Source organism: Pseudomonas sp. GW821-FHT11D10, assembly GCF_058808435.1.
Map to the genome: position 1 here is coordinate 382,497 of NZ_JBXARR010000006.1, position 22,171 is coordinate 404,667.

At 59.7% G+C, this 22,171-nt stretch carries 23 protein-coding genes and 1 tRNA gene; 6 read left to right on the forward strand and 18 right to left on the reverse strand.

Annotation, left to right across the window (positions count from 1 at the left end; genetic code table 11):
- Window positions 1-147 precede the first annotated feature (147 nt).
- The gene (locus tag AC1RT4_RS20145) at window positions 148-453 is read right to left on the reverse strand and encodes a hypothetical protein (RefSeq protein ID WP_493087342.1); all 306 of its coding nucleotides are present in this window, start codon (window positions 451-453) and stop codon (window positions 148-150) included.
- Between the two features lie 127 nt (window positions 454-580).
- Here AC1RT4_RS20145 and AC1RT4_RS20150 point away from each other — a divergent pair, with 127 nt between their 5' ends.
- Window positions 581-793: a hypothetical protein gene (locus AC1RT4_RS20150; protein ID WP_007956023.1), complete on the forward strand. Its 213-nt coding sequence runs from the start codon at window positions 581-583 to the stop codon at window positions 791-793.
- A 33-nt stretch (window positions 794-826) separates the two neighbouring features.
- On the opposite strand, the gene AC1RT4_RS20155 is transcribed toward AC1RT4_RS20150, so the two are convergent.
- The 8 genes from AC1RT4_RS20155 to AC1RT4_RS20190 all read right to left on the reverse strand — a co-directional run bounded on the left by AC1RT4_RS20155 (window position 827) and on the right by AC1RT4_RS20190 (window position 8,451).
- Window positions 827-1,855 (reverse strand): nucleoside hydrolase, encoded by a 1,029-nt coding sequence (locus tag AC1RT4_RS20155; protein ID WP_493087345.1) that lies wholly within the window; start codon window positions 1,853-1,855, stop codon window positions 827-829.
- Window positions 1,856-1,899: 44 nt separating this feature from the next.
- Entirely contained in the window at window positions 1,900-2,304 is a 405-nt protein-coding gene (rbsD, locus tag AC1RT4_RS20160; protein ID WP_493087347.1) for a D-ribose pyranase, read from the reverse strand.
- Window positions 2,301-3,218: a ribokinase gene (rbsK, locus tag AC1RT4_RS20165; protein WP_493087349.1), complete on the reverse strand. Its 918-nt coding sequence runs from the start codon at window positions 3,216-3,218 to the stop codon at window positions 2,301-2,303. Before rbsK ends, rbsD begins: the two co-directional genes overlap by 4 nt.
- A gap of 23 nt (window positions 3,219-3,241) precedes the next feature.
- Entirely contained in the window at window positions 3,242-4,261 is a 1,020-nt protein-coding gene (locus AC1RT4_RS20170; protein WP_493087351.1) for a LacI family DNA-binding transcriptional regulator, read from the reverse strand.
- A gap of 3 nt (window positions 4,262-4,264) precedes the next feature.
- On the reverse strand, window positions 4,265-5,242 hold the full coding sequence (locus tag AC1RT4_RS20175; protein ID WP_493087353.1) for an ABC transporter permease: 978 nt from the start codon (window positions 5,240-5,242) through the stop codon (window positions 4,265-4,267).
- Window positions 5,239-6,792, reverse strand: coding sequence for a sugar ABC transporter ATP-binding protein (locus AC1RT4_RS20180; RefSeq protein WP_493087355.1), 1,554 nt, complete (start codon window positions 6,790-6,792; stop codon window positions 5,239-5,241). The genes AC1RT4_RS20175 and AC1RT4_RS20180 overlap by 4 nt, the downstream gene beginning before the upstream one ends.
- 55 nt (window positions 6,793-6,847) lie before the next feature.
- Window positions 6,848-7,804: a sugar ABC transporter substrate-binding protein gene (locus tag AC1RT4_RS20185; protein ID WP_493087357.1), complete on the reverse strand. Its 957-nt coding sequence runs from the start codon at window positions 7,802-7,804 to the stop codon at window positions 6,848-6,850.
- A 197-nt stretch (window positions 7,805-8,001) separates the two neighbouring features.
- Window positions 8,002-8,451, reverse strand: coding sequence for a hypothetical protein (locus tag AC1RT4_RS20190; protein ID WP_493087359.1), 450 nt, complete (start codon window positions 8,449-8,451; stop codon window positions 8,002-8,004).
- A 349-nt stretch (window positions 8,452-8,800) separates the two neighbouring features.
- On the opposite strand from AC1RT4_RS20190, the gene AC1RT4_RS20195 reads away from it, so the two are divergent.
- The 3 genes from AC1RT4_RS20195 to AC1RT4_RS20205 all read left to right on the forward strand — a co-directional run bounded on the left by AC1RT4_RS20195 (window position 8,801) and on the right by AC1RT4_RS20205 (window position 11,039).
- Window positions 8,801-9,889 carry an asparaginase gene (locus tag AC1RT4_RS20195; RefSeq protein ID WP_007956004.1) on the forward strand — a complete coding sequence of 363 codons (1,089 nt, stop codon included), beginning with the start codon at window positions 8,801-8,803 and terminating at the stop codon, window positions 9,887-9,889.
- A gap of 186 nt (window positions 9,890-10,075) precedes the next feature.
- Window positions 10,076-10,345 (forward strand): DUF1654 domain-containing protein, encoded by a 270-nt coding sequence (locus AC1RT4_RS20200; protein WP_371857356.1) that lies wholly within the window; start codon window positions 10,076-10,078, stop codon window positions 10,343-10,345.
- A gap of 4 nt (window positions 10,346-10,349) precedes the next feature.
- Window positions 10,350-11,039, forward strand: a complete 690-nt coding sequence (locus tag AC1RT4_RS20205) for an endonuclease (protein ID WP_085612799.1) — start codon at window positions 10,350-10,352, stop codon at window positions 11,037-11,039.
- A 54-nt stretch (window positions 11,040-11,093) separates the two neighbouring features.
- Here the strand turns inward: AC1RT4_RS20205 and AC1RT4_RS20210 are convergent, their stop codons facing one another.
- Window positions 11,094-11,996: a siderophore-interacting protein gene (locus AC1RT4_RS20210; protein WP_493087362.1), complete on the reverse strand. Its 903-nt coding sequence runs from the start codon at window positions 11,994-11,996 to the stop codon at window positions 11,094-11,096.
- Between the two features lie 86 nt (window positions 11,997-12,082).
- Complete coding sequence (locus AC1RT4_RS20215) at window positions 12,083-12,448, reverse strand: SPOR domain-containing protein (protein WP_493087364.1); 366 nt, start codon at window positions 12,446-12,448, stop codon at window positions 12,083-12,085.
- Between the two features lie 251 nt (window positions 12,449-12,699).
- Here AC1RT4_RS20215 and csrA point away from each other — a divergent pair, with 251 nt between their 5' ends.
- A complete protein-coding gene (csrA, locus tag AC1RT4_RS20220; RefSeq protein ID WP_003179932.1) occupies window positions 12,700-12,894 on the forward strand; it encodes a carbon storage regulator CsrA in 195 nt (64 codons plus the stop codon).
- A gap of 207 nt (window positions 12,895-13,101) precedes the next feature.
- On the opposite strand, the gene AC1RT4_RS20225 is transcribed toward csrA, so the two are convergent.
- The 3 genes from AC1RT4_RS20225 to AC1RT4_RS20235 form a co-directional block, all read right to left on the reverse strand.
- Window positions 13,102-13,557, reverse strand: coding sequence for a DUF2214 family protein (locus tag AC1RT4_RS20225; RefSeq protein WP_493087366.1), 456 nt, complete (start codon window positions 13,555-13,557; stop codon window positions 13,102-13,104).
- Between the two features lie 341 nt (window positions 13,558-13,898).
- Window positions 13,899-14,360 (reverse strand): GNAT family N-acetyltransferase, encoded by a 462-nt coding sequence (locus AC1RT4_RS20230; RefSeq protein ID WP_493087370.1) that lies wholly within the window; start codon window positions 14,358-14,360, stop codon window positions 13,899-13,901.
- A gap of 142 nt (window positions 14,361-14,502) precedes the next feature.
- A tRNA-Val gene (locus AC1RT4_RS20235) sits at window positions 14,503-14,579 on the reverse strand.
- A 184-nt stretch (window positions 14,580-14,763) separates the two neighbouring features.
- Here AC1RT4_RS20235 and AC1RT4_RS20240 point away from each other — a divergent pair.
- A complete protein-coding gene (locus AC1RT4_RS20240) occupies window positions 14,764-16,047 on the forward strand; it encodes an NAD(P)/FAD-dependent oxidoreductase (protein WP_074687695.1) in 1,284 nt (427 codons plus the stop codon).
- A 52-nt stretch (window positions 16,048-16,099) separates the two neighbouring features.
- Here the strand turns inward: AC1RT4_RS20240 and AC1RT4_RS20245 are convergent, their stop codons facing one another.
- The 4 genes from AC1RT4_RS20245 to AC1RT4_RS20260 are packed head-to-tail and all read right to left on the reverse strand — an operon-like array spanning window position 16,100 to window position 21,675.
- Window positions 16,100-17,071 (reverse strand): XdhC family protein, encoded by a 972-nt coding sequence (locus tag AC1RT4_RS20245; protein ID WP_493087374.1) that lies wholly within the window; start codon window positions 17,069-17,071, stop codon window positions 16,100-16,102.
- A 2-nt stretch (window positions 17,072-17,073) separates the two neighbouring features.
- Complete coding sequence (locus tag AC1RT4_RS20250) at window positions 17,074-18,309, reverse strand: c-type cytochrome (protein ID WP_493087376.1); 1,236 nt, start codon at window positions 18,307-18,309, stop codon at window positions 17,074-17,076.
- A gap of 2 nt (window positions 18,310-18,311) precedes the next feature.
- Complete coding sequence (locus AC1RT4_RS20255; RefSeq protein WP_007956473.1) at window positions 18,312-18,851, reverse strand: (2Fe-2S)-binding protein; 540 nt, start codon at window positions 18,849-18,851, stop codon at window positions 18,312-18,314.
- A complete protein-coding gene (locus tag AC1RT4_RS20260) occupies window positions 18,844-21,675 on the reverse strand; it encodes a xanthine dehydrogenase family protein molybdopterin-binding subunit (protein ID WP_493087381.1) in 2,832 nt (943 codons plus the stop codon). Before AC1RT4_RS20260 ends, AC1RT4_RS20255 begins: the two co-directional genes overlap by 8 nt.
- Window positions 21,676-22,171 lie beyond the last annotated feature (496 nt).

Genomic DNA, 22,171 nt, shown 5'->3' on the forward strand with positions numbered 1-22,171 from the left:
TTTGAGCAGAGATCGTGCGACCGCCAATACGGCGTTTGGTTTCACGGTGAGTGCTATCACCCTGCCCCACGATCGGAAAAACGCCGAGTGTGCCTGAGCAACGCTTGAAGCATCACCCGGTAAAACGTCACTGAATATTAATGACGCTCAGTAGACATCAATGTAGTCGTAGGGCGGATTCGGCCAGTTGTCCTTGAGCGCATTGAAAATCTGCATGACCCAGACTTCGTCGCTGGCTGCGACATTTCCCACGTATCCCGAGCCTTTTGCCCAGGTCTCCAGACGAAACAGCAGGCCATCGATGTCCTGGCCACCAGTGACGCCCGAAGAGATATAGGCGATCCCACCCTTGGTCACGCGCAGTTGGGTATGTTCGTCATCACTGGCCGACGCCAGCATCCGGCGGACAGCATCAAGGGTCAGGCCGCCGGGGCTATTCAAATCGATCTGCACAGCGCAATCCTTGTTTTTGCGGAAACGACCAAGTGTCGCATAGCCCTGCGCTCATGCCTAAGTCGCAGTGCCAAACGCTCGGCAAAGTGGTTAACTCAAAACTCCGATCCCGCGACCGAGCCTTGCCATGACCACCGTAAGCATTACCGCCGACATCAAGGCCACCTGGCCACAAGGGCACAGTTCTTACAGTCCGGGCAGTCCGGAGGAGTTGGCTTTGATCAGCATTGACTTGCTGGTGAAGACGCTGGGAACGCAAGGCGCGCAGTCGTTCATCGCCCAGCTGTTCGAGAAGTATCCCGATGACTTCAAAGGGACATCGGACACTGAGAGAGAGTAAAAGCCCGCAAGCTGGCACCTGCGGGCGTATCGCTTACTTCAGACGTTTCAGACGCTCGGTCAGTAGATCGAAGAAGCCCTGGGCATCGCCGTTCTCCACCCAGAAGGCGTTCTTCGGCGCCTTCAGGCCGTCATACCAGTCGACAATGGTCTGGCCGAAGGTCGGGCCTTCACGGCTGTCGACCACGACATTCACCGACCGGCCAGTGAACAGCTCAGGCTTGAGCAGATAAGCCACGACGGTGGCATCATGCACCGGGCCACCCGGAATGCCGTAGTGCTCCATATCGCCTTTGATGTACTCGTTGAGGATGTCGCCGACAATCTTGCTCGCATTGTTGTTCAGCGCCGCGATCTGCTTCAGACGTGCATCGCTGGTCAGGATCTTGTGGGTCACGTCCAGCGGCAGGTAAGTCAGTTTCACGCCGCTTTTGAGCACCACTTCCGCCGCTTGCGGGTCGGCGTACAGGTTGAATTCGGCCACTGGCGTGATGTTGCCGCCATTGAAGTGGGCGCCACCCATGATCACCACTTCCTTGATCCCCTGAACGATCTCCGGCTCCTGGATCAGCGCCAGGGCCAGGTTGGTCTGCGGGCCGAGCATCGCGATGGTGATGCTGTGCGGCTTGGCTTTTTTCAGGGTGTCGATCAGGTAGTTGGCCGCATTGCCTTCGGCCAGGCCTTTCTTCGGCTCATGCACCGTGACACCCGACAGGCCTTCCTTGCCATGGATGTTTTCGGCGTAGATCGGCGTGCGCATCAGCGGTTTCGGCGCGCCGGCGTACACCGGAATCTCCTCCCGCCCTGCCCACTCACGGGCCAACCGCGCATTACGCGAAGTCTTGTCCAGACGCACGTTGCCGGCCACGGTGGTCAAAGCACGAATGTTCAGCTCCTCCGGGGAGGCCAGGGCAAACAACAGGGCGACCACGTCGTCGGCGCCCGGATCGGTGTCGATGATCAGGTCGATCTTTTCCGCCGCCTGGGCGCCGGTCGCGGTTATCACGGACAAAAGCAGCAGACTCCGAATCAGTTGATGCATTTTTTGAGCATAGCGGTGCATGGCGCATTCCTTGTGCAGATGAAATCAAAAGGGGCGAACCCTGTTTAGAACGTAACTCCAGACACCAGCACGATGTTGCAGTACGGCTGGCATTCGCCCGTACGAACAATCGCTCGTGCCTGTCGGCTGAGTACTTTGAATTGCTCGTGACTGAGCAGGTCACGCCGCCCCAGCGAGCCTTCGTCATTCAGCTCGTCCAGCGTGGACAGCGTGGTCGGTTGCTTGTCGAAGATCTCCTTGGCCAGCGCATGGCTTTCCACCTGCATTTCGCTGAGCACGACTTTCAGGGTGCTGACGAAATCCGGCACGCCGTGCGTCAACGCCAGGTCGATCAGCTCGACACCCGGCGGCACCGGCAGGCCGGCATCACCGATCACGACTATGTCGCCGTGGCCGAGGGAAGCAATCAGCCGCGACAGGGCGACATTGAGCAAAGGAGTCTTTTTCATGCGGGTTTGAATGCCTGTACGTCGGAGGTGGTGGGAATGGAGGGCTGGGCACCTGCCTGGGTAACCGACAGGGCCGCAGCGACCTGCCCGAAGCGAATGGCCTCGGCCTCGGTTTTGCCGGCCGCCAGTGCAGCCGCAAATCCGCCGACAAACGTATCCCCGGCGGCGGTGGTATCGACCGCCTTCACTTTGGGCGCAGGAAAATGCTGGTAACCCGTACCGTTGGCGAACAACGAGCCTTGGGCCCCCAACGTGATGATGACCTTACCGGCGCCCAGTGAAATCAGGTGCGCAGCGGCTTTTTCAGCGGTCTCCAGCGAGTCCACCGGCAAACCGCTGAGGGCGGCGGCCTCGCTCTCGTTGGGAATCAGGTAATCGATGGCGGCAAACCAGTCCGCCGGCAGCGGGCGACTGGCCGGCGCCGGGTTGAGGATGACTGTCTTGCCCAGTTCACGTCCGCGTTTCAGCGCATGACCTACGGTGGCATCGGGGATTTCCAATTGGCAGATGATCACGTCGGCCGCTTGCAGCACGGCGTCGAACCGGTCGATGACCGCCGGGGTCATCGAACCATTGGCACCGGCCACGATGACAATCGCGTTCTGACTGTTGTCATCGACCACGATCAGCGCCACGCCACTGGAATCCTCCACCACGCTGACCGCCTGACAATCGATCTGCTCGACCAGCAACGCATCGCGCAATTGCACGCCGTAGTCATCGTTGCCGACACAGCCGACCATCGACACTTGCGCACCCAGTCGGGCGGCAGCTACGGCCTGATTGGCACCCTTGCCACCGGACACGGTTGCAAAGGAATGGCCGATCAGCGTCTCACCGCCCCGGGGCAAGCGCGGCGCCCGGGTGACCAGGTCCATGTTCAGGCTGCCTATTACCACTACATTTGCGGACATACATCACTACTCTTCAATTCGTTTCAGCGGTATTCGGTGAACACGCCGGACAGCGGTGCAGTCGATTCGCGCAGGACAATACTCGGGGTCACGATCCGCTGATCCGTCGCCAGACCCGGGGTGGCAATTCTTCGCAACAATACTTCCGCAGCCATCTCGCCCAGTTGCAGGATCGACTGGCCCACGGTCGTCAACGCTGGGTACACGTAACGGCTCATCTGGATATCGTCGAAGCCGATCACCGACAGCTCGGCGGGCACGCGCACGTTACGTTCTGCCGCCGCTCGCAACACGCCAATGCCGATCATGTCGTTACCGGCGAAAATCGCGCTCGGCGGGTTGCGCTCAAGCAGGACCGAAGCCGCGTTGTAACCGCCGGTGCTGGTGAAGTCGCTTTCCAGCATGCGCGACGGGGATACTTCAACACCCGCCTCTTTCAGCGCTCGAGCAAAACCGGCCTGACGCATTTGCGCGACGCTGGTGCTGGCCGGACCACCGATCGTGGCGATATCGCGATGACCGAGTTCAAGCAAATGCCGCGTCGCGAGGTACGCGCCATATTCGTGATCGATGCGCACCAGGTCGGCATCCACGCCTTCGAGCCCACGGTCGACGATCACCATCGGCGTCTTCACGCCCGCCAGTCCTTGCGCCAGACCGCTGTCACCACCCGCCGAGGCGACGATCAAGCCGTCGATGCGTTTTTCCAGCAGGACCCGCAGGTAGCTGCGTTGCTTGTCCGGGTTGTCGTCGGAGTTGCAGAGAATCACGCAGTAGCCGTTACGCTCGCAGTAATCCTCGATCCCGCGCGCCAGCTCGGCGAAGTACGGGTTGAGACTGTTAGGCACCAGCAAGCCGATGGTGGCGGTGGTTTTCGCTTTCAGCGAGCGGGCCACCGCGCTCGGCACATAGTCGAGACTCTCGATCGCCGCCTCGACCTTGAGCCGCACCTCTTCGCTTACCGGTCGGGTCTTGTTTACTACGTGGGACACGGTCGTGTAGGAAATTCCTGCAAGTGCCGCCACATCCTTGATCGTTGCCATTTATCAGCCCCGTCGGCTTGCGCGTTGACTGCGATAGGTGTCGAGCACCACGGCGATCACGATCACCGCACCGGTGATGATGCGCTTGGTCGGCTCGGTCGCGCCAATCTGCGCCAGACCGGCCGCCAGCACGGAGATGATCAACACACCGAAAAAGGTGCTGATCACCGAACCACGGCCGCCCATCAGGCTGGTGCCGCCGATCACCACCGCAGCGATGACTTGCAACTCAAGGCCTGAACCAGCATTCGGGTCGGCCGCTTCCAGCCGCGAAATCTGGAACAGCGCCGCAATGCCGGCAAGCAGGCCCATCAGGCTGAACACCAGGATCTTGTAGGGCTTGGGATTGATGCCCGCCAGCCGCACCGCTTCTTCGTTGGTGCCAATGCCGATCAGGTAGCGACCGAACACGGTACGGGTCAGAACGGCCTGAGCGATGATAATGACCAGCAAAGCAATGATGAACGACGGCGAAATGCCGAAGGCGATCGGGTTCGACAGCCAGGCGAAGGAGTCACCGATGTAGGCCGTGCGCGAACCGGTCATCTGATAGGCCAGGCCACGGGCCATCTCCAGCACACCGAGCGACACGATGAACGACGGAATTCGCCACGCCACGGTAATCGAACCGGTAACGGTGCCGGCCAACGCCGCAACGGCCATCCCCAGCAAGGCCGCCGGCAATACGCTCCAGCCCCAGCCCAGGATTGCCACGCTGACAGTGGAGGCTGCGAGCGCCAGCACCGAACCAACCGACAGGTCGATCCCGCCGATGATCAGGACGAACGTCATGCCCACTGCCAGAACCATCAGGTCGGGAATCTGGTTGGCCAGGGTGCTGAAGGTGTTGTACGACAGGAAATGGCTGCTCATGACCGAGAACAGCGCAATCATTGCCAGCAACGCGCCGGCCAGGCCCAGGTAAGTGCCGAGGCCGTAGAAATTGCCACTGGATTTGCCGGCGGAAGATGCAGTTTTCATGGGAGATCCCTAGGCGCTGCTTCGTTGAGCAACGCATCACGTTTCTGGTAGCCGGCGAACGCGGCGGCAAGCAAGTCATCCTGGGTCCAGCTGTCGCGCTCGAACGTGTCGATCAGGCGCCCCGCCGACAACACACCAATGCGGTCGCAGATCAGCATCAGCTCGCGCAAATCGCTGGACACCACGACCAGCGCCTTGCCCTGCCGGGTCAGTTCGCCGAGCAAGGCATAAATATCGAACTTGGCGCCGACATCGATACCGCGAGTCGGCTCGTCGAACAGCAGCACCGAACAGTCGCGCTCGAGCCAACGACCGATCACCACCTTTTGCTGATTGCCGCCGGACAGTTCCGACACCAACTGCGTCGGGCTGGAACTGCGGATGCGCATGGCGTCGATCTGCCGCTGCGCAAGCTTCGTTTCATCGCCGTTGTTGACGAACCCGCCGCTGGAAATTTCCGGCATGTTGCCCAGGGCAATATTGGCGCTGATCGACTGACTCAGCAGCAGTCCTTCGCCCTTGCGATCTTCGGTGATCAAGGCGATGCCATTGCGCACCGCATCGACAGGCGAGCGGATGCTCACCGCTTTTGCCGGCGAACCGAGTGCCACCGTGCCGCTGTCCGCGACATCGGCGCCGAAGATCAGCCGTAAAAGTTCGGTGCGCCCTGCCCCGATCAGACCCGAGATGCCGAAAATCTCACCGGCGCGTACTTCAAAGGACACGTCGCGCACTTTGTCGGAGCGGGTCAGGCCTTTGACCGTCAGGGCCGGCGCGCCGATGTTGCGAGCCCCCAGATCGATATGCTCGCCCAGCTCGCGACCGACCATCAGGGTGACCAGTTGCTCGCTGTTGTAATTGGCCATCGGCTCGACGCAAACCAGGTTGCCGTCGCGCAGCACGGCAATGCGCTGTGCGACCCGGGCCAGTTCTTCGAGGCGGTGGGAGATGTAGATGATCGAGACGCCACGCGCCTGCAACCGGGTGATTTGCTCGAACAACATCTCGACTTCGCGGGCGGTCAGCATCGCGGTCGGTTCGTCGAGGATCAGCACATGACAATCGCCGATCAGGTTGCGAGCGATCTCGACCATTTGCTGGTGACCGATGCCCAGCTCGCCGACCAGTGTGTCCGGGTCGATGGCGTCGAGGCCGACTTGAGCCATGGCTTCGATGGCGGCCTTGCGCAGTTGCTTGCGGCTGATCCAGCCACCGTTGCTCGGCAGATTGTCGAGGAACAGGTTCTCCGCCACCGAAAGCGTCGGTAGCAGATTGAGCTCTTGCATGACCATGCGCACACCCAGCTCTTCAGCCTGTGTGCGGCTGCCGGGGCGATAGTCCTTGCCCTGGAACTGCATCTGGCCGGTGGTAGGTGTGACCAGCCCGCCGATAATCTTCGACAGGGTGCTTTTGCCGGCACCGTTCTCACCGGTCAGCGCCAGCACTTCACCGCGCATCAACGTCAGGTCGATGCCGGTCAGAACCGGTTGCGCATAGGTCTTGCCGATACCGCTGACCGAGAGGACAGCGTTCGGAGCGGAAACTGACATAAAAATCTCCATGCGCTCGTCCGGACGGACGAGCGCCGTTGTGTCGCCAAAGGACTTACTGGGTGACCAGCTCGACCGGCGTTTCGATCACGCCGTTCGCACCACTGTCGACTTTCTCGCCCTTGATGATTTTCAGCGCGGTCTCGATGCCAAACACCGCCTGCTTCGCGGCGTACTGATCGGCAGTCGCCAGAACGCGGCCGTCCTTCAGCATCGGCTTGATGGCATTGATGTTGTCGTAACCGACAACCTTCACCTGACCGGCCTTGCCGGCAGCACGCACGGCGGAAACGGCGCCCACGGCCATGCTGTCGTTACCGGCCAGCAGCGCTTTGACGTCCGGGTACTCGCTGAGAATCGAAGCGGCCACCTTGTTGCCCTTGTCGATTTCCCAATCGCCGGACTGCAGGGAGACAACCTTGATCTGTGCAGCTTCCATCGCATCCTTGAAGCCAGCGGTACGTTGCTGGGCGTTGGTCGTCGTGGAGACGCCTTCAATGATGCCGACTTCGTCACCGGCCTTCAGTTGCTTGGCCAGGTACTCGCCCACCAGACGCGCGCCTTTGCGGTTGTCCGGGCCTACGAACGGAACGCTGATGTTCTTGCTTTTGATCACAGCCGGATCGAGCTGGTTGTCGATGTTGATCACGGTGATACCGGCATCGACGGCCTTCTTGATCACCGGCACCATCGCCTTGGAATCAGACGGTGCGATGACCAGTGCGTTGACCTTCGCCAGAATCATCTGCTCGACGATGCGCGTCTGCCCCGCCGTGTCGGTTTCGTCCTTGATGCCGTTGGAGATCAGGTCGAAATCGGCGGAATGTTCTTTCTGGTAGGCCTTGGCGCCGTCTTCCATGGTCAGGAAGAATTCGTTGGCCAGGGATTTCATGACCAGGGCGACTTTGGGTTTTTCAGGGGATTCGGCGAAAGCCGAAGAGACAGGCAGTGCGGCGGATGCGGCAGCCAGCATGGCGACAGCAAGAAGACGTCTAGCGAATGGCAGCTTCATGGGTTCACTCCGATCTTATGATTATTGTGAGCAACGCTTGCGCTGGCGTAAGCTCGCTGCACCCCACGATAATTCAATCCATCGCGAAGAGCGCGCAAACGTTTGCGTAGACCGAACTATGCGAATCCTGCCGACATTTGTCAACGACTGAAGATCTGCTTTTTTTGTAGGGCGAATAACCGTCATCGCCCCTTTTCCTATGCGGTCGTGTTGATCACACCGCCGCTGCCAGAACCCTTGGCCATCTCACGAACCAGGTTGCCGGCCACTTCCATGAGGGCTGCGTTGGTGTCTGCGATCTGCCCCTGAATCGACATCACCACTGTCGTCTTGGCTTCATCGGTCGGATAACTCGCTGCCTGCGCGGCAGCCAATTGCTGTTGCTGCTCCTGCAATTGCTGCTGCAATTCCTTCATCCGTTTGAGCAGTATTTTTATCGTGATGCTTTGATTGCCACTGCTCTCGGCCGGTGCCTCTTCCTGCACGGGACCGCCACCGGTTCTGACTTGCTTGGTTTCGCCCGCATCTTTACCCAGCGCCTCGGCCGATGCTTGCTCGTTCGCCTCGCTCAGGGCATTGATCGTAGCAGCCGTTTTTCCGCCGATAGTGACCGCGCCGGGATTTGGCAAACCGATAGTCAATGACATTTTAACTCCTGAAAAATTGGATCCCTATCAAGGCGCATCGGCCAGCGCGCCGTTTTCTTTAGCAGAGATCTGGAAAGCAGCCAGTTCAGTCTGTGGACGAGGCTCGTAGTCCTTTTCGGTGAGCCGAACGAGAAAACATCCCGTGTTCGGAAACCCGGATGAGCGAGGGAGATTCACAGCCACTCTTCGAATAAATCTTGATTTAAATCATAAGGTTAAACATTTCTCTGCAGCAGAGTACGACTGGTACAGATCCTGCTCCCTCCCTGCACCCCTGGCATTCAGATCGGCCCGGGGCGCATCTAGATGAACCTGCATCAGCACCGTCTCACTACTAGAGAGAAAAATAATGACATCTGCTTTGAAGAGTTTCGTTCCGGGCGCTTTGGCCCTCCTGCTGCTCCTGCCAACCGCCCTCCAGGCAAAAGAAGCTGAAACCCAGGCCAAGTTGGCCAACGTAGTGGTACTGGCCACCGGCGGCACCATTGCCGGCGCCGGCGCCAGCGCTGCCAACAGTGCGACCTATCAGGCTGCGAAAGTGGGCATCGAACAATTGATCGCCGGCATTCCCGAACTGAGCACGCTGGCCAATGTGCGCGGCGAACAGGTCATGCAAATCGCCTCGGAAAGCATCACCAACGAAAACCTCCTGCAACTGGGTCGTCGTGTTTCCGAACTGGCCGACAGCAAAGACGTCGATGGCATCGTCATCACACACGGCACCGACACCCTGGAAGAGACCGCGTACTTCCTGAACCTGGTGGAAAAAACCGACAAGCCGATCATCGTCGTCGGCTCCATGCGCCCGGGCACCGCCATGTCGGCGGACGGCATGCTGAACCTGTACAACGCCGTGGCCGTCGCCAGCAGCAAAGAAGCTCGCGGCAAAGGCGTACTGGTGACCCTGAACGATGAAATCCAGTCGGGTCGCGATGTCAGCAAAATGATCAACATCAAGACCGAAGCCTTCAAAAGCGCCTGGGGCCCGCTCGGCATGGTGGTAGAAGGCAAATCTTACTGGTTCCGCCTGCCAGCCAAGCGCCACACCATGGATTCGGAATTCGACATCAAAAACATCAAGAGCCTTCCTGATGTAGAAATCGCCTATTCCTACGGCAATGTCAGTGACACGGCTTACAAGGCCCTCGCCCAGTCCGGCGCCAAGGCAATCATCCATGCCGGTACCGGCAACGGTTCGGTTTCCTCCCGCGTGGTTCCGACCCTGCAAGCGCTGCGCAAGGACGGCGTGCAGATCATTCGCTCGTCTCACGTCAATGCCGGTGGTTTCGTTCTGCGCAACGCCGAACAGCCCGACGACAAATACGACTGGGTGGTTGCTCACGACCTGAACCCGCAGAAAGCCCGCATCCTGGCCATGGTCGCGCTGACCAAGACCAACGACAGCAAAGAGCTGCAGCGGATGTTCTGGGAATACTGATTTACCCTCGCCTGATCTTTTCCTGATCGGGCACTGACTTCACCCTTCGTCAACTTGACGGAGGGTGAAGCTTGCGCCTCCTCCAAAGAAAAATTTCACCTGAGTGACATCAAAACCGGAAAACCGCTGTCAGAGGATTTTCTTGAATTTTAAGCAGTTGCGAAAATGCCTACAGTTAAATACTGTATGCACGTACAGCTCAATAAGGATAACCTCGTGGCCACTTCCCCTGATGCTCCTGACGCTTACGAACGCATGGGCATGCGCGTTCAAAAAATCATCAACTCCCCCACCGCACAAAAAGCCAAAGCCGCACTGATCTTCCGCCTTCCGGACGAGCCGGTGGATGACTGGGAGCGCTTGCTGGAAGAGATCGACGAGAACGACAACGTCACCCTCGCCTACCGCGACGATGGCGGCGTACAGATTTTCTGGGTTGTGCCGAAGGAAGATTGATTCAATGATTCTGCGTTTTGCTGCTGTGCTGTTGCTGTTCATTTCCCTGGGTGCGCAAGCTGGCGCGCCGCGTACATTCACCGAGGCCAAGAAGGTCGCCTGGAAGCTGTACGCTCCACAATCCACCGAGTTCTATTGCGGGTGCAAATACACCGGCAACAAGGTCGATCTGGCCGCCTGCGGCTACGTCCCACGCAAGAACGCCAAGCGGGCGTCCCGCATCGAATGGGAGCACATTGTTCCGGCCTGGCAGTTCGGCCATCAGCGTCAATGCTGGCAGGAAGGCGGTCGCAAGAACTGCACCCGCTACGACCCGAGCTATCAGAAAGCCGAAGCCGACCTGCACAACCTGGTGCCGAGCATCGGCGAGGTGAATGGCGACCGCAGCAATTTCAGCTACGGCTGGCTGCCGGTCGAAAAAGGTCAGTACGGCTCCTGCCTGACCCAGGTCGACTTCAAGGCGAAGAAGGTCATGCCCCGCCCTTCGATCCGCGGCATGATCGCCCGCACCTACTTTTACATGAGCAAACAATACGGCTTGCGCTTGTCGAAGCAGGACCGTCAACTGTACGAAGCCTGGGACAAGACTTATCCGGTGCAGGACTGGGAACGTCAGCGCAACCAGAGCGTGGCGTGCGTGATGGGACGCGGCAACGAATTTGTCGGCCCGGTGAACCTGAAAGCCTGTGGTTGATTGATTACTCAAAAGAAAAGGCCTTGAGCGATAAACTCAAGGCCTTTTTTGTGCTCAACCGCCGGACTTGTTGTAACGCCAGTAGCCCATCAGATTGAGTGACTCGCGCGGGATGCCGCGCTCCTTGATCAGGTATTTGCGCAGGCTCATGACCGCAGCGGATTCTCCGGCGATCCAGCCATAGAATCCCTCGCTGGCCGAATCGGCGATCTCCCAAAGAATCTCTTCTTCGATGTCGACATCCGCCAGTTCGACCGCCTGCCCAACCGGCGATGCATCGACAGGCAACGTCGCCTGCCGCACGGCTTCCACCATCAACGTGCCGGCAGCTGCGTGATCGCGGATCAGCCATTGCACCGAAAGCCCGGGCCAGTCAGGAACTGCCAACATGTCTTCACGACTGTCGACTTCAAAAAACGCCTGGGTCTGCGGCGGCTCGGCCAGTGCCGCCAGCTCTTCCAGAATCCCCATGGCGGCCGGCAACGCTGTGGCGTCGGCGACCAACAGAAGTTGCTTGAGCGTTTGCGGTGGCCTCCATTCAAATCCCCCCGCCTCTTGTGCCGAAAATCGGCTGTCGGGGGCCAAAATCTGCATTGATTCGCCAGGCTGCGCTCGCAACGCCCAACGGGAGGCTGGACCGGTCTCGCCGTGCAGGACGAAATCGATATCGACTTCGCCCGCTTCGGCGCGCAAATGACGGATGGTGTAGGTGCGCATCGCCGGGCGACGATCAACCAGCATCGAGCGAAAACGGGCGTACCACCCTTCGCCCTGAGAAAGCCTGGCGGGTGAACCGTCGGCTGCCGGGAAAAACAGCTTCACTCGCTGATCCGGCGCCCAGGTTGCCATCTCGGTGACCGCGGGGCTTGCGAGCGTGATCCGCATGAGATGCGGGCTCAACTGCTGCTTGTGACGCAAAACGACGTCGAACAATTTGTAAGGATTGGCGGAGGCCATGCGGAGCTCCTTCTGGGTATCTTCAGTGACTCCTTGAAAAACGAATCACGGGGGACACCCTTTAGTCAGCTCCGCCGAATGGATCCTTATTGCGCCGCCGTGCGCTCTATCACCAGCGTCTCGATGTTCTGCTTCTTCGCCTTGACCAGCGCCGCATTCACATCCGCCTGGCGCGCCTCGGCGTCAGCTTTCGAATTGAAAGGGCCGAGGAGGATCCGGGTCTTGCCGCTGGCGTCCTTGATGACACTGACCACAAAGCCATGCTCGATCAACCAGCCGCTGAGGTCGCTGACGGCCTGAGGGGTTTCACCGCGCACTTCGAGATCCCACTGCGGTCCCACCGCAGCAGGCGCTGTTACCACCGCCGGTTTCGGCTTTTGCGCATCCACGCTCTTGCCTTCGCCACATCCTGCCAATGCCAGTGCCGCGACTACCCAGACCAATTTGCGCACAACGCTTCCCTCTGAATTCTCAAAGCGGCGATCTTAACATTCGAGAATACTTTCCGAGCCCCGCAAATTGCGGCATAAAACTACGAGATTGATGCCGACAGCCCCTGTATAGTTACGCGCTGGGAATTAATGCCGCTGCTGCGCGTCAGAAAGAGGCACCCAAACTGTAAGACTTCGCACTAATCTATACGTACCACCGACCTCTGCACTGTCTGAATCAGGTGCCCTACAAAGCAATCAAGGAGAAGACCATGCTGATACTCACCCGCAAAGTCGGTGAAAGCATAAACATTGGTGATGACATCACGATCACCATTCTCGGCGTCAGCGGCCAGCAAGTTCGAATCGGCATCAATGCTCCGAAGAACGTTGCAGTGCATCGGGAAGAAATCTACCAGCGCATCCAGGCTGGCCTGACCGCACCGGACAAGCCACAAACGCCCTGAGCCCTATCGCAGTCAGTAGCCAGTTCGTTTGCCTGCGCGCAATGACTGGCTAAAGATTCAAGCGCCGTATTGCCATTCCCCCACCTCCTTGGTGACGGCGCGTGCCACGCCCCTTCCTGCCTTAACCCTTCTCGCAACCGATACTAACCGTCATTCAATGGGCTGGCTGTCGGACATTTCCGAATAGCGGTCGGGAATCTCGCCCGCCTAGCCGAATGTGACGCCACGCGCCATCCCGGCGGCCGCCACGACCATCAATATCAACAGCAGCGCCTCGGCATGACTGATCCGTGCGAACACCCTTGCTCGTCCTGTGTCAGGGACAGTGCCGCGCGTCTTGGCCACGCGCCACTTGATCAGGGTGATCATCGGCACAAGCTCCAGAAGCAGAATCAGCACAAACAACGTCATCTTCAGATGAAACAGCGGCTGATGCAGGTAGTAGTCGGTTCCCTTCTCATAACCTCCGAAGGCGCGCATGCCACCGGTGATGAGCAACACCAGCGCCGAAAGCCCCCATAGATTGTCGGCAAGCAGCACGCGCCCGACATCACCGGAGCCGGACGCCAGGCGACTGAAAGCCGTCCCACGCGTCAACACCGCCCAGAAGCCCATGGCAAACGCCAGTAAATTAATCGCCGCAAGAAACCAATGAACCAGCATCGATGAACTCCTGTCCGGCAGAGTTGAAATCAGCCTGACAGTAGTAGTCGAAAAAATGCGGGCTTGCCTGTCACCCCTCCCGGAAAACAGGAGCGGGCGAGACGAGAGGCTGGGCAGAGGTGCGGGAAAGGCAAATCGCGGGCAAAAAAAATCCCAAGCAGCTGATGGAAGCTTGGGATTTAAAAATGCATAAACCGTGGTGGTGAACGCGGGGCGGATATTACTGATTTTTCCAGTATGTAACAACGTATTTTTGATAACCGAATGGTTAATAAAATCCGTAACCCATTAAATATCCACACTATTTAGAAGGGCGATCGCGAAACCCGGCGACGAATGGATCAGAATCCATCGCGATCAATACGCGCACGGCTCAAGAATTTTACAAAAATGAGCTCGGGATCCCCCGGATCAAGGTTCTCCACCATTCCGCTGTGCTGATATCCAAGATTGGTCAGCAGTTGTCGCATCGGCAAGTTGGACGTATTGGTCGACGTGAAGATCTTTTCTGCACAAGCATGTTGCTCCAGACCGTTCACGATTTGTCGCCCCATTCCGGAACGCCTGTTCGCACTGGAGACGACCACGAGAGGTATGAACAACTCTCCAAAAAAGCTTCGATCCAGACATCCGTAGCCGAGGGGAACACCGGGATCGCCAGTCTCGCAGACTACCCAGCACTCCCCCGCCCCAACGGCCCTCGCGATGTATTCGCGACGGTAGCAATCTTTTTCAGCGAAAGGATCAATCCTCAACAGGCTTTCGATATCGCCTGGGCTGGCACGCCTGAATTGGCGACTCATAAATAAACTCCAGCAAATGTGCCGAAGTGTAGCTGCGCTCGACCAAACCAAAATGTGCAAAGGCTCTGCAAATCGCAGACAACAAAAAAGGGCCCACCTTTCGGTGAGCCCTTCCAGACCGCCCAGCAGAGCGGATTTTGTTTGGTAGGCGCGATTGGACTCGAACCAACGACCCCCACCATGTCAAGGTGGTGCTCTAACCAACTGAGCTACGTGCCTGCTGTGAGGCGGCATTCTACGGAATTCCGGAGGGGTGTCAACACCTTTTTTTCACCTAACCCTATGAATATGCAAAATATTTAATTTCGACCTGCCGCAAGAAGATTTCCCGGTGGCTGGCGGAGGTTTTTCAACTGGGGTAGGATCGCTGCACTCGTAAAATATATTAAACAGAGGCTGCAGGATGGCGAACACCCCTTACCCAGAGTCTTATTACGCTGCATCGGCCAACGCCGTACCGCCACGCCCTGCGCTGCAGGATGACGTGGAGACGGATGTCTGTGTGATCGGCGCTGGTTATACGGGACTTTCCTCGGCCCTGTTCCTGCTGGAGAACGGTTTTCGCGTGACCGTGCTGGAAGCCGCCAAGGTTGGCTTTGGCGCCTCGGGGCGCAATGGCGGGCAAATCGTCAACAGCTACAGCCGTGACATCGACGTGATCGAACGCAGCGTCGGCCCGAAACAGGCGCAACTGCTCGGGCAGATGGCGTTCGAGGGCGGCCGGATCATTCGTGAGCGCGTCAGCAAGTACAACATTCAGTGCGACCTGAAGGACGGTGGCGTATTCGCCGCCCTCACCGCCAAGCAAATGGGCCACCTGGAATCGCAGAAACGCTTGTGGGAACGCTTCGGCCATACCCAACTGGAACTGCTCGATCAACGCCGCATCCGCGAAGTGGTGGCCTGCGATCAATACGTCGGCGGCATGCTCGACATGAGCGGCGGCCACATCCACCCGCTTAACCTGGCGCTGGGCGAAGCCGCCGCCGTGGAATCCCTGGGTGGCACTATCTATGAACAGTCGCCGGCCGTGCGCATCGAACGCGGAGCCAACCCGGTCGTGCATACACCGCAGGGCAAGGTCCGAGCCAAATTCATCATCGTCGCCGGCAACGCCTACCTCGGCAATCTGGTGCCGGAACTGGCGGCCAAATCGATGCCATGCGGCACTCAGGTCATCACCACCGAGCCACTGGGCGATGAGCTGGCGAAATCCCTGCTGCCGCAGGACTACTGCGTCGAAGACTGCAATTACCTGCTCGACTACTATCGCCTCACTGGCGACAAGCGTCTGATCTTCGGCGGCGGTGTGGTGTATGGCGCGCGGGATCCGGCAAACATCGAAGCGATTATCCGCCCGAAAATGCTCAAGGCCTTCCCGCAGCTCAAGGATGTGAAGATCGACTACGCCTGGACCGGCAATTTCCTGCTGACCCTGTCGCGCCTGCCTCAGGTCGGACGCCTGGGCGACAACATCTATTACTCCCAGGGTTGCAGCGGCCACGGCGTGACGTACACGCATCTGGCCGGCAAGGTTTTGGCCGAGGCACTGCGCGGACAAGCCGAGCGCTTCGATGCGTTCGCCGACCTGCCGCACTACCCGTTCCCCGGCGGGCAACTGCTGCGAACACCGTTCGCCGCGCTGGGCGCGTGGTACTACGGATTGCGCGACAAGCTCGGTTTCTGATGAGCGAAAAAAAGGGCCGCTGAAAAGCGGCCCTTTTTACATCCAACATCAATCACAACTGATCCCGCGCAATCCCGCTGCGAATCCGCAGAATATCCGCGAGCACCGCCAAAGCAATTTCCGCCGGCGTCTTGCTGCCAAGGTTAAGACCGATCGGCGCATGAATCCGCCCCAGCTCGCTTTCACCCAGACCGCCAATCCGGCGCAAACGCTCGAAGCGCTTCTGCGATGTCTGCTGCGAGCCCATTACGCCAATGTAGAACGCTTCGGTGCGCACGGCTTCCATCATCGCCAGATCGTCGATGCGCGGATCATGGGTCAACGCCACCACCGCCGTATCACGGTGGCAACCGCCATCGGCGATAAACACCGACGGCAACTGCCGGCGGATCTCCACGCCATTGAGCACCACGCCTTCCAGCACCTCATCGCGCGGGTCGCAGAGAATCACTTCGAAACCGAGACCGACCGCGAATTCCGCACACGCCTGCGCCACGCTGGAATAGCCCGCCAGCAACAAACGCTGGGCAGCGCCGATGCGGATCCGCACCCGGTCGATCTCACGCTCGATCCGCGCACCCTGTTCACGATCCGCAAACAGGCTACGCGCGCCCGTGGTCAGATCGACCTCGCGAATCAACCGGCGCTGCCCCAGCAACGCCGATTCCAGTTCACGCAGGTGCGCCTGCACCTCGCAGCCGGCGTCAAATTTCTCTACCAGCACATCGAGAATGCCGCCGCACGGCAGGCTGACCCGCGAACGCGGATCGTCACCTTCGCCATAACGCACGACATTGATCGCATCGAGAAACGCACCTTCGGCGACGCGCTCGAGAAAGTCTTCCTCAACGCAGCCACCGGACAGCGACCCGACCCACTGCCCGCCATCGTTCACCGCCAGCAGTGAACCCGGCGCGCGAGGCGCCGAGCCGTAGGTGGTCAGCACGGTGCAGAGCCAGATGCGCTGCCCCGCTGTCGACCACTCCAGCGCCCGCCGCACAACCTGCAGATCGAGATGCTGCATGATCAGTGCGCCTTGTGCTCGATGGACGGGGCGTCAGCCTGAAGCTTCTGCACGTCGCCCACCGCCAACTCAGCCGACTGACCACCCCAACCCTGACGCAGGTAGTTCAGCAGATCAGTCAGTTGTTCAGCACTGAGCTTGTCGGCAAAACCCGGCATCGGCTGCATGTGTTCGAACCCGGCGAATTTCTGTTCGCCGATGCCATCCTCGACCACTCGCAACAGGTTGCGCGGGTCTTCCAGACGCAGCGTGGTGTTGCCGCGCATGGCCACCGCGATGTGCGGCTTACCCTCGCCACCGGCCGCGTGACAGCCGGCGCAGACGTTCAAGTATTCCTGACGGCCGCGTTGAGCGCTGGCACTGAGTTTTTCCACCGGCACTTCGGTCAGTTCTTTCGCCGCTGGAGGCTTGTCGCCCAGCAGGAAAGTCGCCATCGCCGCCAGATCCGGATCATTCAGACCCTGAGTGCTGTTGTGGAACACCGGGAACATCTCGTTGAACATCGTGCCCTGGGCGCTCATGCCGTGCTTGAGGAACGTGCTCAGGTCCTGATGATTCCAGCCGCGCGCCGCCAGGTCCGTCGCCAGCAGGCTCGGTGCCAGATAGCCGTTGAGAATGCCGCCAGTCAGGCGCTTGTCCAGTTGCATCGCGCCCGGCAGGCCGCGTGGCGTATGGCATTCGCCGCAATGGCCAAGCACTTCGACCATGTACTGGCCGCGCTTCCAGGCATCGCTTTTGCCTTCGGCAGATTCGAGCTTCAAGGCTTTGCCGTACATCATGTTCCAGCCGATCAAGCCCGGACGCACGTTGAACGGGAAGCTCAGACTGGTCACCGGCGCTGCACGCTCGATTGGCTCGATGGTTTTCAGATACGCGTGAATCGCATCCGAATCCGCACGCGGCATCAAGTGATACGAGGTGTACGGCATCGCCGGATAGAGGTTCGCGCCGTCACGACGCTTGCCTTCAGTCAGCGCAGCGAAAAACTCGTCGTCGTTGTACAAACCGATGCCGTGCTCTTTGCTTGGAGTAATGTTGGTGCCGTAGATCGTGCCGAACGGCGACACGATCGGCAGGCCGCCGGCAAACGGCGCGCCGCCGGGCGCCGTGTGACACGCCATGCAGTCAGCCGCGCGGGCGAGGTATTCGCCGCGCTTGACCTGATCATCCGCGTGCACCGCCAACACAGGCGCAGCCAGCCCGACCGCCAGGGTCAGGCGGGTCAGTAATTGCTTCATGCTTAACCCTCCTTGACCAGGCCGAGATCGGTCAGCACGTTGCGGGTGGCGTTGTAGTAACGCACGTACCCGGTGCAACGGCAGACGTGATGGCCGAGGCTGTCCTCGATGACTTGTTCCAGTTTGCTTTTGACGATCGGCTGGCGTTGCAGCTTTTCCACCAGCACGGTCGCGGCGTTGACGAAGCCCGGTGCGCAGTAGCTGCACTGGAAGGCGAATTCGTCGACGAAGCGCTGCTGGATCGGGTTCAGCTCGGTGACCTGGCCTTGCTCGTCACGCTTGGCGTGGCCTTCGATGGTGCGGACCTTCTTGCCCTCGAAGTAATGCGCGCCGGTGATGCAGGTGCGCACTTCTTCGCTGGTGCCGTCCGGGTTGTCGACGATCACCACGCAGGCGTGGCAGATGCCCTGGCCGCAGCCCAGGCGCGAACCGGTGAGGTTTTTGTATTCGTGCAGGTAATCGATCATCGGCAGGTCATCAGGGATGTCCACCGGGCCGACGGATTGACCGTTGAGGGTCAGTTGAAGCGGACGGTTAGCCATTGAGGGCCTCCTTGATGCGCGCAGCAGTGATTGGCAGATCGCGAACACGTTTACCGATGGCGTGGGCCACGGCGTTACCGATGGCACCGACCACCGGGATCATCACCACTTCGGCGATGCCTTTGGACGGGTCGCTCGGGGACAGCGGCGGCAGGATTTCCGACGTCTGCTTCCACACCGCCACATGGCGCGCCATCGGCAGGCGATAACGGTTGAAGTTCCAGTCACCCTCCCCCGGCCCGCCTTCGTACAGCGGCATCTCTTCCATCAAGGCGTGACCGATGCCCATGGCGATCCCGCCTTCGAGCTGACCACGAACCAGTTCTTCGACCAGCACCCGGCCGCATTCCAGCCACGAGTGATGATTGAGCACTTCGACTTCCGCCGAACCTTTGTTGACCTTCAACTCGACCAGCGTTGCGACCGGGCTGTAGTAAGTCACGGCGGCGTTGTTCAACTGAACCACCGGATAGGCGATGTTCTGCCGGTCCAGCAGGTGGAAACCGGCGCTGGTCATCTGCGCTTTCTTCGCCTTAGGGGCGCCGTCACCGTACTTCACCGCCAGACCGTCGAGCGGCAGACGCTCGCGCACGCCGTCGATGCTGTACTCGGCTTCTGCCCAGCTCCAGCGGTTGAAACCGTGAACCGTGGCGCCAGTGACCAGACCGCGCTCGTGAGCACGCTTGGCCAGCTCTTCGAAGGTCAGCGGCTGCATGCCGTTGGCCGTCAGTTTGCCGTCGACCCAGTGCGCATCTTCGCGACGCACCACGTAAGGGTTGGCCTGACCGCCGTAAGGGCCTTGACGCCAGATCTCCAGCGCCGCCGGCCACAGACCGTGGTTGAACAGCACGCGCGCCGCTTCACGGGTGGCGTGGCTGAAGTAGTAGGCGGAGTTGGTCGCGGACGAGGCCGATGCCAGCTTGCCGACCCAGCGTGGATTGCGCAGGAAGTTGTCCTGCTCGGCCTGGCTCATGATGTAAGGGTTGCCGGCGGTCACCAGCTGCATTTCGTCCCACTCGGTTTCGCCGGTCTTCACGTCGTGAGCCGCGCTGCCGAGGAAATCAGCCACCACCAACGCTTGCGAGGTGGACATGCCGGTGCCGATCTCGATGCCGATGTGACGCAGGGAAATGCGCCCGTCAGCGGTGAACTCGATGCTGGCCATCGGCGCTTCGGAACCGGTGCCGAAGTCTTTCTGGCAAATGGCGAAACCCACGCCATACCAGTTGTCCGGGTCTGCCGCTTCGCGCTGCTTCTTGATCGCGTCGCGGTTTTTCCAGACTTCGTGCAGCGAAGCCTTGTCGAGAATCTCGTGCAGGCGCAACGCACCGGCCGGGATCGCGCCCTGGGTGTTTTTCATCCCCGAACGCAGCGCGTTCTTGCGGCGCAGATCGATGGCATCGACACCAAGGCGATCGGCGATTTCGTCGACCATCATCTCGGTGGAGGCCATGCTCTGCAGCGTGCCGTAACCGCGCATCGAACCCGCCTCAACGGCGCGGGAATGGTAAGCGGTGACCTGCAGGTCGTTCTGCGGCATGTAGTAGATCGACTGCGCCGCAGTAGCGCCAACGGCGGCCACCGACGGGCTGTAGTTGATCCGACCGCCACCGTCGACGCTCATCTCGGCACGGAAAATCTTGAAGCTGTGATCGGTCTTGTCCACTGCCAACTGGTAGCGAATGTCGAACGGGTGGCGCTTGATGCCGCTCTGGAACTGCTCGTAACGGTCGTTGGCCAGACGAATCGGCACACCCGCGCCGTACAACGCCGCCAGGGCCGCGTAGTAGACGAAAATGTTGTGGTCCTTGGAGCCGTAACCGACGGTATAGCCCGGGTGCATGTTCAGGTTCGCTAGACCAAAACGCGACGGCCCGATCATCTTCGCGGTCTCGGTGGCGGTTTCCAGCGGGCACTGAGTGGCGACGACGAAATGCAGGGTCTTGGTCGCCGGGTCGTACCAGCCGTTGCCGTTGTCCGGCTCCATCGCGGCCGGTTCGATCGACGGGGTTTTGTAGCGCTCGTCGAAAACCAGCCAGTTGTCCGGCGGGGTGTCGATCTCTTTTTTCATGCGGTCGGCGTAGAACAGGCCGCGCTCGGTCAGGTTGCCGTGCAGATTCGGCTGGGAATTCCACACCGGGCGACGGTTCTTCAGCATCGGGAACAGGATCGAGTCCTTGAGGCTGGCGAACTCGTCCTCGTCCGCCGACGTCGGGCCACCGACGCGCACGTAGCGGAAACTGCCATAGGGATCGCCTTCGTAGAACGGTACTTGCGCACCGTAACGAATCGCTTTGTCATTGAATTTGAGTTTGTTCTTGGCCTGGCGGAAACGCTCGAAGTCGTTCCAGATCAGGATCGCGACCGGGTGACCGATGAACATCGGCACCTTGCCTTCCGGCAGCAGCGGATCCGGCGCGTGCTCTTCCGGGAACACGATGCCGTCCTTGTCCAGGTCGGCGGCGGTCACGATACGATCAGGCTGCAGATCGGCGCCGAGCCACGACAGGTCGTAACCGTCGTAGATGCGGTCGGCCTTGATGGTTTTCAGCAACATGGCGTGGCCTTGCTGCCGGGGCCAGCCCGGCATGTCCTTGGAGCGGATGTCACGGGCAAACACCTTGCTGCCGCAGACCTTGGACAAGGCATCGTTACGCTGGCGCGCCTTGCCGTTGTTGCCGAGCCACTGCTCGGACGGCACGGTCACGCTGTTTTCCATCAAGGCAGCCAGCGCCTGACTGCTGAGCGGCGTGAGCGTAACGCTCACACCCGCCACCAGCCCGCCCTGAAGGAACGAGCGCCGGGATATTTCACGGTTGGACATGGATCATCCTCTGGGCGGTTATGGATCCGCCCTTCTGGTTATCTACTGGGAATCTCGAGTCTTGCAGAAGCCCTTTTTGGCTAAACAAAGGGCGTGATGACAGTGCAAAGCTGACCGAAAGGTTAACTTTAAAGGTTTCTGCGCTCGCAGCAAACAACCAGTTACAAAAATTTGACCAAAGAATCAAAAATCAATGCGGCATCGCATCGCAGCGACCCATGGACGCAGGGGAGATTGCCGGGCGGCATCGAACGAGCCACGACTGACGATCATCGCTGGATTTCAGAGGAGGAATTTGGGAAAGGTCAAATTTCAGACACAAAAAACCCCGGTCTTTCGACCAGGGTCTTTGCTATCGATGCCGAATCAACCAGCGGTTGCTTTCGGTGTTTCAAGGCGTTCAGTGGTCCTTGAAACAGATATGGCGCAGCGGACGGGACTCGAACCCGCGACCCCCGGCGTGACAGGCCGGTATTCTAACCGACTGAACTACCGC

Excerpts from the sequence above, each read along its gene's own strand:
- AC1RT4_RS20150 (WP_007956023.1), top strand. The coding sequence starts at position 581 with ATGACCACCGTAAGCATTACCGCCGACATCAAGGCCACCTGGCCACAA.
- AC1RT4_RS20155 (WP_493087345.1), bottom strand. The coding sequence starts at position 1,855 with ATGCACCGCTATGCTCAAAAAATGCATCAACTGATTCGGAGTCTGCTG.
- rbsD (WP_493087347.1), bottom strand. The coding sequence starts at position 2,304 with ATGAAAAAGACTCCTTTGCTCAATGTCGCCCTGTCGCGGCTGATTGCT.
- rbsK (WP_493087349.1), bottom strand. The coding sequence starts at position 3,218 with ATGTCCGCAAATGTAGTGGTAATAGGCAGCCTGAACATGGACCTGGTC.
- AC1RT4_RS20170 (WP_493087351.1), bottom strand. The coding sequence starts at position 4,261 with ATGGCAACGATCAAGGATGTGGCGGCACTTGCAGGAATTTCCTACACG.
- AC1RT4_RS20175 (WP_493087353.1), bottom strand. The coding sequence starts at position 5,242 with ATGAAAACTGCATCTTCCGCCGGCAAATCCAGTGGCAATTTCTACGGC.
- AC1RT4_RS20180 (WP_493087355.1), bottom strand. The coding sequence starts at position 6,792 with ATGTCAGTTTCCGCTCCGAACGCTGTCCTCTCGGTCAGCGGTATCGGC.
- AC1RT4_RS20185 (WP_493087357.1), bottom strand. The coding sequence starts at position 7,804 with ATGAAGCTGCCATTCGCTAGACGTCTTCTTGCTGTCGCCATGCTGGCT.
- AC1RT4_RS20190 (WP_493087359.1), bottom strand. The coding sequence starts at position 8,451 with ATGTCATTGACTATCGGTTTGCCAAATCCCGGCGCGGTCACTATCGGC.
- AC1RT4_RS20195 (WP_007956004.1), top strand. The coding sequence starts at position 8,801 with ATGACATCTGCTTTGAAGAGTTTCGTTCCGGGCGCTTTGGCCCTCCTG.
- AC1RT4_RS20200 (WP_371857356.1), top strand. The coding sequence starts at position 10,076 with ATGCACGTACAGCTCAATAAGGATAACCTCGTGGCCACTTCCCCTGAT.
- AC1RT4_RS20205 (WP_085612799.1), top strand. The coding sequence starts at position 10,350 with ATGATTCTGCGTTTTGCTGCTGTGCTGTTGCTGTTCATTTCCCTGGGT.
- AC1RT4_RS20210 (WP_493087362.1), bottom strand. The coding sequence starts at position 11,996 with ATGGCCTCCGCCAATCCTTACAAATTGTTCGACGTCGTTTTGCGTCAC.
- csrA (WP_003179932.1), top strand. The coding sequence starts at position 12,700 with ATGCTGATACTCACCCGCAAAGTCGGTGAAAGCATAAACATTGGTGAT.
- AC1RT4_RS20225 (WP_493087366.1), bottom strand. The coding sequence starts at position 13,557 with ATGCTGGTTCATTGGTTTCTTGCGGCGATTAATTTACTGGCGTTTGCC.
- AC1RT4_RS20230 (WP_493087370.1), bottom strand. The coding sequence starts at position 14,360 with ATGAGTCGCCAATTCAGGCGTGCCAGCCCAGGCGATATCGAAAGCCTG.
- AC1RT4_RS20240 (WP_074687695.1), top strand. The coding sequence starts at position 14,764 with ATGGCGAACACCCCTTACCCAGAGTCTTATTACGCTGCATCGGCCAAC.
- AC1RT4_RS20245 (WP_493087374.1), bottom strand. The coding sequence starts at position 17,071 with ATGCAGCATCTCGATCTGCAGGTTGTGCGGCGGGCGCTGGAGTGGTCG.
- AC1RT4_RS20250 (WP_493087376.1), bottom strand. The coding sequence starts at position 18,309 with ATGAAGCAATTACTGACCCGCCTGACCCTGGCGGTCGGGCTGGCTGCG.
- AC1RT4_RS20255 (WP_007956473.1), bottom strand. The coding sequence starts at position 18,851 with ATGGCTAACCGTCCGCTTCAACTGACCCTCAACGGTCAATCCGTCGGC.
- AC1RT4_RS20260 (WP_493087381.1), bottom strand. The coding sequence starts at position 21,675 with ATGTCCAACCGTGAAATATCCCGGCGCTCGTTCCTTCAGGGCGGGCTG.